Origin of the sequence: Flavobacterium sp. K77 (genome assembly GCF_021608205.1) — a bacterium.
In the GTDB taxonomy this organism is placed as follows: Bacteria; Bacteroidota; Bacteroidia; order Flavobacteriales; family Flavobacteriaceae; genus Flavobacterium; species Flavobacterium turcicum.
This window is the reverse complement of sequence record NZ_JAKIHO010000010.1, coordinates 14,066-27,478: the sequence shown is the minus strand read 5'-3', so window position 1 is coordinate 27,478 and position 13,413 is coordinate 14,066. Positions and strand designations below refer to the sequence as shown.

The following is a 13,413-nucleotide window of genomic DNA, read 5'->3' as shown; positions in this document are numbered from 1 at the left end:
AACTTTTCAATTATGCAAGGAGAAGACGACCTAAGAGGACTAGCCAAAATAATGGCTTTCATACGCGCTGTAAGTATCCTTCTAGTAATCATGCACTTTTACTGGTTTTGTTATAGTTTTTTCTTAGAAAAGGGCTGGACGCTACAAATAATTAACAAGATACTAGGGAATTTTCAACGGACTGCAAGTCTATTTTCTCACACTTTGTACACTAAGATTTTTTCATTGGTATTGTTAGCCTTAAGTTGCTTGGGTACAAAAGGAGTCAAAAACGAAAAAATTACTTGGTCTAAAATAGCTATTGCCTTAATCGCTGGATTTATACTTTTCTTTTTGAACACTTCATTGCTTAAGTTGTCCGCTGATTTATCTATTTCGTTATACATCACGACTTCCTCAGCAGGCTATATATCGTTAATGCTGGCTGGAGTTTGGATCAGTCGAATACTACGAACCAATCTTATGAGCGATGTTTTTAATAATGAAAATGAAAGCTTCATGCAAGAAACCAAATTGATACAAAACGAATATTCCGTTAATCTGCCAACCAAATTTTATTACAAAGGCAAATGGAATGAAGGTTGGATTAATGTAGTAAATCCATTTCGAGCCTCCATAGTTTTAGGAACGCCAGGATCTGGAAAAAGTTATGCCATTATAAATAACTATATCAAGCAGCATATCGAAAAAGGATTTTCAATGTACATCTATGATTTCAAATTCGATGATCTTTCTACCATTGCGTACAATCATTTACTAAAACATTCGGACAAGTATACCGTTAAACCAAAATTCTATATTATCAACTTTGACGATCCTAGCAGAAGTCATCGTTGCAATCCCATCAATCCAGATTTTATGACAGACATCTCAGATGCCTATGAATCTGCCTATACCATTATGTTGAATCTTAACCGCAGTTGGATCCAAAAACAAGGCGATTTCTTTGTGGAATCTCCCATTATATTACTAGCCGCTATAATCTGGTTTTTAAAAATTTATGATAATGGAAAGTATTGTACATTTCCACATGCCATTGAATTGCTCAACAAGAAATATGTTGATGTTTTTACCATCCTTACTTCCTACCCTGATCTCGAAAATTATTTATCTCCATTCATGGATGCTTGGCAAGGTGGCGCACAAGATCAATTGCAAGGACAAATCGCTTCCGCAAAAATTCCCTTGTCTCGAATGATTTCGCCTCAACTCTATTGGGTAATGACTGGAGATGACTTTTCGTTGGACATCAATAATCCGGATGAACCTAAAATTCTTTGCGTGGGAAACAATCCAGATCGACAAAATATTTATTCTGCTGCCTTAGGTTTGTACAATTCGAGAATTATAAAACTAATCAATAAGAAAGGAAAATTAAAAAGTTCTGTGATAATAGATGAGTTACCAACCATTTATTTTAGAGGCTTAGATAACTTAATTGCCACAGCTAGAAGTAATAAAGTAGCGGTATGTTTGGGATTTCAAGATTATTCGCAATTGACACGTGATTATGGTGACAAGGAAAGTAAGGTCATTCAAAATACGGTGGGTAACATCTTTAGTGGTCAAGTCGTCGGAGAAACAGCCAAAAGCTTATCCGAACGGTTTGGCAAAGTTTTACAGAAACGCCAAAGTTTAACTATCAATCGAAATGACAAATCAACCTCTATATCTACACAACTAGACAGTTTGATACCAGCATCAAAAATCTCCACGCTTACTCAAGGGGTGTTTGTGGGAGCTGTTTCAGATAATTTTGACCAACGCATAGAACAGAAAATTTTCCATTCTGAAATTGTAGTTGATAATGAAAAAGTAGCGGCAGAAACGAAGGCTTATAAAAAGATACCCGTTATTTTACCTTTCGTTGACGAAAACGGACAAGATAATATGAAAATCGAAATTGAGGCTAATTACAAACAGATTAAGCGTGATATTGTTCTCATCATAGAAAGTGAATTGGAACGCATTAAAAACGATCCAGATTTACAACACTTGGTGCAAGAGGGTTGAAATAAATGGCCTTAAATAGAATAAACCTTTATTAAATGTTTGTTATTATGTACATATTAGCTATTTTTGTTCATATTAATGAACATTTTAATATGAGTGCAAAAAAGCAAGTCTTATTCCCTAAACACCAACTCCTTTTAGAGCAAATGGGTGAGAATATTAAATTGGCTCGAAAAAGAAGAAAGCTCACTGCATTACAAATTGCTGAAAGAGCCGATATTGCTAGAACCACTTTATACCAAATAGAAAAAGGAAACTCTAGTGTGGCAATAGGTGCCTATTTTAATGTTCTGAGAGTACTCGGTTTGCAAGACGATTTTTTAAAAATAGCTGCTGACGACGAACTAGGAAGAAAACTTCAAGATCTTGAACTATTAAAGTAATCCCTTGCTAGATCCAAATTAAACAGATCACTTATTCAAAACACACAACATGTCACAAAGTAAAACCGACATCTACGTTTACGCCCATTGGCAAGAAATGCAGGAACCTAAATTAATAGGTGTCTTATCTGCACAACAAGCTAAAGGAAAAAAAGCATTTAGTTTTGAATACGACAGGAACTGGCTCAAAACAGAACAAAAATTCCTTTTGGATCCAGACATCCAATTATATGGTGGTCCACAATACCCGAACCAAAAAGAAAACTTTGGCATTTTTTTAGACAGTATGCCTGATACTTGGGGACGCACCTTAATGAAACGTCGAGAAGCGCAGCTTGCTAGAGAAAGGAACGAAAAACCAAAAACACTATATGATCTTGATTTTCTATTAGGTGTATATGATGAAAGTCGTATGGGAGCATTACGATTTAAAACCGACCCGAATGGTGATTTTTTAGATAACAATAAAAACACTTCTACCCCGCCCTGGTCCTCTATTCGAGAACTCCAAAATGCAGCAGCTAATTTCGAAAATGACAACAATAATGAAGATGTCAATAAATGGTTATCGGTTCTTATGGCACCTGGATCTTCATTAGGTGGAGCAAGACCCAAAGCCAATATTTTAGACAATGACAAAAGTCTTTGGATTGCTAAATTCCCCTCCAAGACAGATACTGTGGACAAAGCATCTTGGGAATTTTTAGCTTACAAATTGGCTATCAATGCAGGAATCAACATGGCACCCTGTCGTATAGAAAAAATCATGGGCAGTCATCATACTTTCTTTACCAAACGTTTTGACAGGGAGAACGATGAAAGAATTCATTTTGCTTCGGCTATGACTATGACAGGCAACAATGAAGATACTATAAGAGACAATCCCGCAAGTTATTTAGATATTGCCGAATTCATCAGTAATCAAGGAGCAAACGTACAACAGAATCTTCACCAACTATGGCGTAGAATCGTCTTTAACATAGCCATTTCTAACACCGATGACCATTTGCGAAACCATGGGTTTATATTAACCAAAGAAGGCTGGATACTCTCCCCAGCTTACGACCTTAACCCATCAATAGACAAAGAGGGTTTGGCTCTTAATATTGATACGGATAACAATGTAATGGATTTTGAATTGGCTAAAAGTGTTGGGGAGTATTTTAGATTGAATACTTTACAAATGGAAGCCATAATTCAAGAAATCCTTAAAGTTACAACAAACTGGAAAACGGTAGCCAAAGAAATAGGAATTTCTAGAGCAGAGTTGGAAATGATGGAAAAGGCTTTTATTTATTAGAGCTAGTTTTAAAATCCGTCTCACTCCAGTAATTCACCTTGCTCCGTTCGGCTGCTCCCGTCAGTATGCCATAATGATTATAGTGTAAACAAAATCTGTTTTTTTGCATACCTACCCTTCGCAGGCACTTCACAGCCCATAAAAAAAACAGCAGCTTAAAATTAAGCAGCTGTTTTTTTTGGCTGTTTCATTCCTCAGCTCCGCACGTTCATTCCTTGCTTTCGGTCAGGCATATATAAGTAGAATAAAGCTTCATTGCGTTGCGCTCCGTGCCTACGCTCCACTGCATTCCAGCCCTATCCTACTTAAAGCCTTCCTTGTAATAATTTGAGTTGGTACTCAAATCTCTTAGATTCATCTTCTTCTGCAAAAATTGCAGATATAGTAATAGTCACTTTTTGGTAAAAAGTAACCAGAAATCAGTCAACCACTTTATTTTCCTTTCTTCTTTTGAGGAAAAATGAAAGAAGTATCACCTCCTTCATCCATAGCTATAAAAGCATCGAATTTCTTACCTGATTTACTTATCAGCCCTTTTAAGAGATTGGTCTTTCCTTTAGTTATCAGGTCCTCTAAATCCACAAGACTGAGTTGCATGCCACATATATTTCTGAACTGTACCCAATTACAGCTTTCCTCCTTGCATTTTACCAACTTGTCCCGAATAATCAATTTTTGGACCTTACATTTTGGACAAATAAGTTCAGGTTGTCGCTCTACTTCTATTACTAAATCAAGTATTTCTTGAGTTAAAGACTTTGTAAAAATTTCTATGTCTTTCTGAAAGGTTACTAAATTCGATTCCTTATTCTCTATTTTTTGCAAAGCTAGTTCCCATTTTGCAGTCAATTCTACATCGGCTATATTTTTATCTTTTACCAATTCATAGACCTTTAGTCCTTTTTCTGTCGGAAGCAGTAATTTCTTATCACGTGTGACATATTCCCTTTTAAAAAGTGTTTCAATAATGGCTGCTCTAGTGGCAGGGGTACCAATTCCTACCGCTTGTACTATTTTACGTTCCTGCTCGTTTTCAATCTGATGCCCTGCTTTCTCCATTGCAGATAACAAACTTGCTTCCGTGTAAATAACTGGTGGTTTGGTTTTCTTAGCTACTATTTTTGCTGTCTTAATCTTTACTTCATCACCAATTTTTAGAGTTGGTAATTCTTGAATTGGATCCTTATCTTCATCGCTAAAATCACCTTTGATAACTCTCCAACCGGCATCTAGAATTTTGATTCCTTTTAATCCAAAATCATAGTGTGCCACCTGAAGTACAATGTTCGTTATCTCTTTAGTACAAACCGGAGAAACGGACTCTAATAATCGATAGACAATCATTTCGTAAATTGCTTTTTCCTTGGCTGATAAAGCGGATGGTATTTTATCTGTTATCAATATTCCATGATGATCGGTCACTTTTAAATCGTCGACGATTCGTTTATTCAAACGGTTCAATTTCATTTTAGCAACTATATTTTTGAATTTCTCCAGCTCTTCCGTTATCCTTATCAACTTATGAATTTCTTCCCACATGTCTTCAGGAATAAATTTACTCCCAGTACGTGGGTAACTTATGAATTTCTTCTCATAAAGACTTTGAGCAATATTGAGCGTTTCCTCAGCCGTTAGACTTAACCTTGTGTTAGCTTCCTTCTGCAAAGCGGTTAGATCAAATAATAATGGTGGCTGCTCACTAACTGTTTTGGTTTCTGTGTCAATTACTGAAGCCTTTCCATGCTTATGTAACGTTTTCAGTACATATTCGGCCTTTTTACCATCATCCCATCTAAGAGTGGAAAGACTTTTAAAATCAACGTATTCTTTATTATGCTCTAATTCAATTTGCCAATAGTCTTCAATTTTGAATGTTTGGTTTTCTAAAAAACGCTTGCAAATTAATGCTAATGTTGGAGTTTGAACCCGACCCAACGAAAAAACACCACTACCACTCGCAACTGTAAGTGCTTGCGAAGCATTGATTCCTACTAACCAATCTGCACGACTCCTTCCTACTCCGGCATCATATAAACTATCAAAGTCTTTTCCCGATTTTAGATTCTCAAATCCTTTAATAATTGCCTTTTCGGTTAACGAACTAATCCATAATCGTTCGAAAGGTTTAGAGCAGTTTAAATACTCATAGATGTACCGAAAAATAAGCTCGCCCTCTCTTCCAGCATCGGTAGCCACAATGATACTATCGCACTGCTTAAATAATTGATCAATAGTATTCAGTTGTTTTAATGCTCCAAGATCACGAATATATGTCTTATCTTTTTTTACTTTACGTACTGTCAATAAGAATGTATTAGGCAGTATAGGCAAAGCCTCTCTTTGAAACCCACTAATTCCATAATCTTCCGGCATGGCTAAAGACACTAAATGCCCTAACGCCCAGGTTACCTGATACTCATTTCCCATCAAGTAACCTTCCTTCTTTTCTGTAGCTCCTAACAAGAGAGCAATCTCCCGAGCAACACTTGGTTTTTCTGCAATTACTACTTTCATCTGAACAAGTCTTTAGGGTAATTACATTTTTCTACCTTTAGATTTAGCAGCTACTTTGGGTTTCTCCTGCTGTTCTTGCTGTTTTGTATTATCAGGATTATTCTGCTTGCTTTTCAAAGGCTCTTTAATTTGCTTAGTCGTCTCGTTGGTTTTACCTTCGGAATTAACTGCAACCTGTGTTTTACTCTCTTCTCTAGGTTGTGCTTTCTCTTTTAGTTTAGTGGGATTGTCAAAAGAAAAGCCTGTTTTTCCAGTATTTTTATCGAATGTGATATATCCTTGGTATTCTTTTCCCTTCTTGTCAAGTAATCCGCTTACATATACCGTCTGTCCTTCTTTGAATTTTTCATATTCTGAAGTATCCAATTCTTTCCCTCGAAAAGCTTTTGGAGCTTGAAGATCTTGCTTTTCTGTTTGCTTGTTGGTACTTCCTCTATCGAACAAAAACTCAACATATCGCTTGTCGGCATTAAACTGAACTGAAGCATTAAAAGGCTCTCCTTTTTTTGAAATCATACCTTCTAAATACAATGCTTTTCCCTCTGATAAAGTCATTTTTTGTTGGTCATCAAGCTTAATGCCTTTGATTTCTTCTGGAATTTTGATAAGTGTTGTACGTAGCGCAATCAGCTCATTAGTTAATTTGTCAATGCTTATAATTGATGGAATTGTTTCTCCAGTTTTCGGGTTTGTCAAGTCAACCACTCTGCCCATATTTCCATTTTTAAGCAAATTATCTTTGTCTTCCTTTGTAAATTCATGACCAAAGAATTTAAAATGCAATTGAGGTTCTTTTCGAATTCCGTGAATTGCCATAACTACTTGACCATCTTCTTTTACTTGTAGTGAAAGCCTAGCGTCCATTTTAGTGATTGAAGTACCTAAATCAAGAGTGATAGGAACTAATTCATTCGTTTTATACCCTTTCAGCAAAGGTTCAAGGACATTCATTTTTTCAAGTCGTTCTTTTGTTAATCCCAGATTAGCCATTGCTTTCCAATCAATTTGTTCTAACTGGTAGCGGTTGTCTGCTGTTTCGGTTGTGCTGTTTGTTGATTCCATAATATTTAGATTTTAAAAGTTGATATTAATTTTTGAGCTATTTTTCAATTACTCCTTTCAGAAATGAGTAATTTTTACATTGTTTTCTGCTCTACAGAAATACTTGTAGAATTATGTTATTTTTTAAAATCAGAAAAATAATCTGAGAATAAATCCCCTTGTTTGTCCACGCGCTGAAAATGTTTTTCATCTTTCTTTTGTATGCTAATAGGCAATTCAATAGGATCGATCATTACTTGATCTTGGGATATATTTTTAGTATTATCTGTCTTTGCTTCTTCAGAAAAACAATTTTCTTTTTTAATCTCTTCTTGTACATCTTTCTTCATTTGTTTTTCGTTTAAAAATTAATTCAATCGAAAATAGCTAGGTAAATTAGACGGATTTTAGAATTGGCAATGATTGGAACAACATGTCTTACAATGTCTTTGGATTTTTTAGAGGGGAATTAAAACTATCGCGTATAAATTGATGAACATCTGAGAGCTTATAATAGATTTTCCCACTAATTGTATAATAAGGCAACTTCCCCGAAGAACGGTAACGTTGTAAGGACCTTGGACTTATCTTCAGCATTTGTAAAATATCCTGATTGTCCAACAACTCTTCTCCGTCAATAATTGCACGTTGATTTTTAGCCCCATTTGCCAATTCCATAAGTATGTCAAATCGTTCCATGATTCGCTCCATCCAAGCTATCAATTCTATTCTGTCGATATTCATAAACAAAAATTTAGGTTTAATACGAAGTGTTTAGCACCTCTTCCAGATATAGGTACTGTTTAAAATGCTGACACAAAATTCAGTTGCTTTTTTTTCATTTTATCCCAATGGCTTTCGTAGTACTGTAAAAATTTAACATTTAAAACCCTTTAAACGTGTGTTTTAAGGAAAAAAAATCTCATTTAAATGATAATTTCTTATTCGATTTAAATTATTCAATATGAGGTTTCAATTTTTTGAGTGATTGTATCATGAAAAATGATATCGATCATGATCTCTGTTTTAGAAGAGATCAGTTTTTGCTGATTTTTTTTAGAAAACAAAGCAACTTATATTGGATTTTTACCCAATAGCTTTCGTAGTACGAAAAAACTAAAATTACATTCTACGAAGATTTATCATTTGATTGCTTCTAAAAAAAAAAGCAGCAAATCCCCTTAAATTAGGATTTACTGCTAGTTTATTTTCGTAATTACAACTTTACTCCTGGTCTTCTCTGGACATTTTTTGTTGTAGGTTTAGCGTTAGTTCTTCCAGAAATTTTGTCTTACTACTTTTACGGGCTTTGATTTCGCTGTAGGTCTTATAGATGTTATCTAGTTTGATATTAAAAAAATCTTCAAAGGATGCTGTTATCGTATTAATATCTGCAGCACCATGATTGATTGTTCCATTGACAAATAAGGCATAAATTAATTCCGTCAAAGCTGTCTTTGGTCCTGTCCATACCAATACTTTATGCTTTTTTTCTTCAAAAATATCACAATCGTCCACCTTTAGCCTTTTTAGTGCTTGTCTGATATAATGAATAAATCGATACATGGCTTTTACTTTTGCCCATAGCATGTCTTGAGATGTTGAAAATTCCGGAAATTGGTAATAATCAGTCATAGGTGTAAATGGGAAATTATCCCGATGGTTTCGAGTAAAAAATTGATGATCCATATAACTGTATCCTTGTTCCATATAATGCACAAAATCAGCATTTCTGTAAAAGAACTTATTGATTTTTCGCAATTCTTTTTGGAGAAATTGGACTTTATATGCGTTACCAGCTTTTGGCATTCTTAATTCGCAAGAATGCACCTCAGTAAAATAGATCAAAAAACTCATTGGAACGGGTTTGGTATTTTTAAAAAATTCTATCTCTTCTGGGACGGTGTTAAAATCATTTTTTTCAACTATCTCTTTTAAGTTCGTTAAGGTTTTATTACACAATATAATTCCATTACAAGCCTTATTTTGCATTGTTTCGTTTGCTTCTAAGATTTCATTACAGATAACATCAAATGATTCAATTGCTTTTTTAAACATCTTATTCAATATTAGTTGTTAATTTACTTTCATCATTTTGCAATTGATTTGTAATCGTTTTGCAAAGTATTCATTAATTCCATGGCGTAATTGTCTCTTGCCTGAACATAAGCTACTTTTGGAATTACCTTAGCTCCTACTTTTCTCTTTTCAAATGAAGCTGATACGCCAAAATCTATCTTTTGAAACTGTAACTCATTTGCTCTTTTTATAGTTTGAAACAACAATTGTCTGTACAGTTGGTATTCTTTTACCCATTTATAATCCATACCTACTAATTCAGGTACATAGGTATAATTGTTATTTTTGTAGCAAAACATAATACCAACAAATGGATTTTTGGGTTCTGCTTTCAGAGCTAGTATTATAAACTCCCAATTTGGACTGTCATTCATGCTTTCGAAAATTTCTTGCGTATATCGAAATGTATTGATGGCGTAGTTATTGTCTTTTACATTGTTGTAGAGTTGATAAGCTCTTGCTATTTCTGTTTTATTCAATTTATCTGTTATTACAACATCATAATACCTCTCATAAGGCTCTATATCTTTATTGAAATGCTTACGGGACCGCATCGATAATGTTTTTGTAAACTCTTCTTGTGAATGCCAAACTTTGTTTTCAATTATACAGGATTCCGGCATTTCTATTTTGAAATAACCTTGATCTACTATTATTTTGTTGTAGCTATTGTCTTTTTCGAAATCTCTTAATACTAGCATGTCTGCATTTAACTCATTGTATTTTCGTTCCACATTATCTAATAAAAGTTTCAATGCTTTTTCTGCCAAAGGATGTTGCTGATTGATAAAGCAATGTTCTCCTTCGGTAAAAAGAGATCCCATACCCAATACTCTTGATGTGAGGTATAAAGGATTGGTCTTTCTTATTTCTTCCAAATGAATGGAAACCGATTCAGTAGCTAACATATCATCTTTCCAAAGTCCATAGGTAAAAAAGGTCATTAATACCACGATACCTGTGTTGTCTTTGATAGTGAAATAATAAAAATCCCATTGGTTGGTAGGATCTGGATGTTGACTAAATGCTTTTTCTAAATAAACTAATCCTTCCCAATCGAAAATATTTTGTTTTCCCATGTATTGATTCCATTCTGATTTTTCAATATTTTGAATGGTATTATTTTCTTCGATAAATAGCACTCGATCTTGTGACTCTAAAATATTTTCTGATTTTTTATTATTCATTCCAAAAGCCTGTCTGATTTTGATTTCACTATTATTTGTTTCTTCCAAAGCTCTGGGAAAATGGTAATCCATCGCCTCAGCCAATGCAGTAATATCTTCCAACTGATTGTGACTCGATAATGTTATTCTGATTCCCGTGTTTTTGATTGGAACTGCTGGATAAATCCCCAAGTTGAGAAAAAATCCTTCTTTAAATAAGCGATGTATAAACTTATAAGCTGTTATAGGCGTACCCATGCCCAAAAAAATACTGGCGAATCATTTTTTGAAATTATGGGGAGATTTCTATTCGATAACAACTGGTTAAAATAATCGATTTTTTCAGCAAGATCTTTTTGTTTCAATTCTATTTCAGGAGATAAATGAATGTCTGCCGAAGCAATTGCAGCAGCTACAGATGCAGGTTCTAACTGAGCGGAAAAGGTTAATGGTCCTCCAAAATTTCTAATTTTATCCCTCAGTTTCTGATTTCTACAAAATACCGTCGCACCACTGGCTCCGAAGGTTTTACTCAGTGTACTCACTACAATGCAATTTTCAGGAAGTTCTTTTATTGCATCAAAAATGAAACCAGTTCCATTTTTACCTCGCCAACTCATACCATGAACATCGTCAAAATAGAGATTGAGCTGAGGATATTTTTGAATCAAAGCCAATAATTCTGGTATCGGCGCATAGTCACCAAACATGGAATATACACCATCCGCCATGTACCAGATTTTATTGCATTTGGTAGTTAATTGTTTGATTTTATCTTCTAACATTTCCAAACTGCTATGTCTGATCATTTCTACTGGAATTCCACGTAGCTTTAAAAGCTGACAAGCATTTTGTACACTCCAATGTACTTGATGATCCATTATTACAGCATCTTCATCTCTTATCAATGTCGGAATAACCGCTAAATGTCCTAATGTACTGTTCTTTGTTATTATTGGTGGTATTCCATACATTAGCTCTATTTTTTGCTCTAGCTCATTATAAAGCGGATGCGAAATATATGACTTTGAAAGTGGAAATTGCGTACCGTAATTGTTTATGGCGGCTATTGCGGCCTTTTTTAACCGAATGTCTTGTTCAAGGCCCAAGTACCCTGTTGTACCAAAATGAAACATTTCCTTTCCCTTAATTTGGATTGTCCTACCTGTCAGTATTTTGCCTTCTGCATAGAGATGTAAAACACCCTCGTTTTTTGCTCCTGATAAAACCTCATCGACTATATCAATGAAATTATTGTGCTTGATTTTTGCCATTTTTAAATTGTTTAAGTTGTTTTAAAAATTAGGATCCTAAAATTCATCATAATAATTTAAAGTTATTTCATCTAATAGCTCAATACTCCCAATATAACAAGTCAAAGTACTGAATTGACAACCAAAACATCTAAATTGTAACAAATAATCCCAAATTGGCAAGTGACTTATTAACAGATGTTTATATTTTTGTTAAGTTAAAAAAATATAATCCATAAAACATGATTGCAGCACATGACATTTATGAGAATGATTTTGCCAAGTTCTGGATTTCTAAAGGCATTCTCTTTTTTGAATACAAACCCAATACTACAATTAATTTGAGGGTAGCTAAAAGCGTAGTTTCGGATCGAATCCATTTTCAAAACGAATCAACATATCCAATTTTGTGTGATATCAGGGGTGTTGTTGATAGTGATAAAGCTGGAAGAGATCATTTAGCACAGTCAGGTTCTATTTTAACACAAGCAGTTGCACTTCTTGTACATGAAAAAGTATCGCTTATAATTAGTACTTTTTATGTAGAAATTAGTAAACCTTCTGTACCTACTCAAATTTTTACAAAAGAAGAAGATGCTTTAATTTACCTTAGAGGGTTTGTTTAACGGAATTTTAGAAAAAAGAATTAAAAGTTGAATCTAATGAACAAAACACACAACAACGAGCGACTTGTTACAATTCATCAAATGCTATTTGAAATGGCACGCGGTAATTTCAACTCTCGAATTCCTTTAAGTTCTAATGATGAAGAATTGGAAACGCTAGTTGTTTTAATTAATATGGTTGCAGAAGAAATGAAAGAGTCAGTTTTTCAAATAGGATACGTAAATACACATAAGACACAGCAATTTAAACCTTTAAGCTCTATAGTTTTAGATTCCTCTTTTTTTATTAAAAATTTTACCCCCGAAGTTACAACCTTTTTAGGCTATTCAGAATATGAGCTTTTGAACCTATCTTTGAGAGATATTATTTCTGATGTTTCTTTTAAACAACTTGAAGAAGTAACTAAGAAAAGTAATACTTTTAATACTACTGTTACACTACATTTTATAACCAAAAATTATTTACCAATTGCAGTTGCCAGTACAATATTACAATTAGTAAATCGTTCCGAAATCGTAATAAATCTGGCGACTCCCGAACGTCACGATTCTTACAAACCGATATTATATAGCTCTGAAAAAGAAAGATATATTAAAACTCGAAAAGCCGATGCACAATTAATTCAAAAACTTTACGATTATATATTAGCGCACCTTGAGGAACCACTTCCTCCTTTAAAAGTACTTTCATCTAAATTTGGTACCAATGAACATAAATTAAAAGATGGTTTTCGGCATTTTTTCAAAACTAGTATTTACCATTTTTATAATATTGAGCGACTCAAAAGGGCTTACTTCATGATTGAACATACCGGAATACCATTAAAAAATATATCTATCATGAATGGTTTTAACAATTATCCAAATTTCTCAAAATCATTTAAAAAACAATTTGGTTTTTCTCCAAACGAATTAAAGCGAAATGACATCAGTTTTCATCCAACAGATGAAAATTAGGTTTCTTCCTTTTGACTATCTCTTACTCCTGAAAAGACAACTCTAATTATTTTATAATTCAGAATTTTGCTTTAAAATAAA

11 protein-coding genes and 1 pseudogene are annotated in these 13,413 nt (G+C 34.0%); 5 read left to right on the top strand and 7 right to left on the bottom strand.

The genetic code is table 11. The features are described 5' to 3' along the window. Nucleotides 1-12 precede the first annotated feature (12 nt). Genes mobC through L1S34_RS14035 form a run of 3 tightly spaced genes read left to right on the top strand, consistent with a single transcriptional unit; the run spans nucleotide 13 to nucleotide 3,696 of the window. On the top strand, nucleotides 13-2,013 hold the full coding sequence (mobC, locus tag L1S34_RS14045) for a conjugal transfer protein MobC (protein WP_236364630.1): 2,001 nt from the start codon (nucleotides 13-15) through the stop codon (nucleotides 2,011-2,013). Between the two features lie 47 nt (nucleotides 2,014-2,060). Next, complete coding sequence (locus L1S34_RS14040) at nucleotides 2,061-2,396, top strand: helix-turn-helix domain-containing protein (protein ID WP_236364627.1); 336 nt, start codon at nucleotides 2,061-2,063, stop codon at nucleotides 2,394-2,396. Nucleotides 2,397-2,445: 49 nt separating this feature from the next. Further along, nucleotides 2,446-3,696, top strand: coding sequence for a type II toxin-antitoxin system HipA family toxin (locus tag L1S34_RS14035; protein ID WP_236364625.1), 1,251 nt, complete (start codon nucleotides 2,446-2,448; stop codon nucleotides 3,694-3,696). Between the two features lie 432 nt (nucleotides 3,697-4,128). Here L1S34_RS14035 and L1S34_RS14030 read toward each other — a convergent pair whose 3' ends face one another. From L1S34_RS14030 to L1S34_RS14000, 7 genes and pseudogenes are all read right to left on the bottom strand, one after another. Then, entirely contained in the window at nucleotides 4,129-6,210 is a 2,082-nt protein-coding gene (locus tag L1S34_RS14030; protein WP_236364623.1) for a type IA DNA topoisomerase, read from the bottom strand. Between the two features lie 21 nt (nucleotides 6,211-6,231). After that, nucleotides 6,232-7,284 (bottom strand): annotated as a pseudogene (locus L1S34_RS14025) (DUF3945 domain-containing protein); the annotation flags it as partial. A gap of 104 nt (nucleotides 7,285-7,388) precedes the next feature. Further along, the gene (locus L1S34_RS14020; protein ID WP_236364621.1) at nucleotides 7,389-7,601 is read right to left on the bottom strand and encodes a hypothetical protein; all 213 of its coding nucleotides are present in this window, start codon (nucleotides 7,599-7,601) and stop codon (nucleotides 7,389-7,391) included. 88 nt (nucleotides 7,602-7,689) lie between these two features. Continuing rightward, nucleotides 7,690-7,995 (bottom strand): helix-turn-helix domain-containing protein, encoded by a 306-nt coding sequence (locus L1S34_RS14015; RefSeq protein ID WP_236364619.1) that lies wholly within the window; start codon nucleotides 7,993-7,995, stop codon nucleotides 7,690-7,692. A 480-nt stretch (nucleotides 7,996-8,475) separates the two neighbouring features. Then, nucleotides 8,476-9,309 carry an RteC domain-containing protein gene (locus L1S34_RS14010; protein WP_236364617.1) on the bottom strand — a complete coding sequence of 278 codons (834 nt, stop codon included), beginning with the start codon at nucleotides 9,307-9,309 and terminating at the stop codon, nucleotides 8,476-8,478. 32 nt (nucleotides 9,310-9,341) lie between these two features. Continuing rightward, nucleotides 9,342-10,754, bottom strand: a complete 1,413-nt coding sequence (locus tag L1S34_RS14005) for a GNAT family N-acetyltransferase (protein WP_236364615.1) — start codon at nucleotides 10,752-10,754, stop codon at nucleotides 9,342-9,344. Further along, complete coding sequence (locus tag L1S34_RS14000; protein ID WP_236364614.1) at nucleotides 10,739-11,770, bottom strand: aminotransferase class I/II-fold pyridoxal phosphate-dependent enzyme; 1,032 nt, start codon at nucleotides 11,768-11,770, stop codon at nucleotides 10,739-10,741. The genes L1S34_RS14005 and L1S34_RS14000 overlap by 16 nt, the downstream gene beginning before the upstream one ends. A 221-nt stretch (nucleotides 11,771-11,991) precedes the next feature. Here L1S34_RS14000 and L1S34_RS13995 point away from each other — a divergent pair, with 221 nt between their 5' ends. Both L1S34_RS13995 and L1S34_RS13990 read left to right on the top strand, forming a co-directional pair. Further along, entirely contained in the window at nucleotides 11,992-12,375 is a 384-nt protein-coding gene (locus L1S34_RS13995) for a DUF7793 family protein (RefSeq protein WP_236364613.1), read from the top strand. Between the two features lie 36 nt (nucleotides 12,376-12,411). After that, a complete protein-coding gene (locus L1S34_RS13990) occupies nucleotides 12,412-13,332 on the top strand; it encodes a helix-turn-helix domain-containing protein (RefSeq protein WP_236364612.1) in 921 nt (306 codons plus the stop codon). Nucleotides 13,333-13,413: the final 81 nt, after the last annotated feature.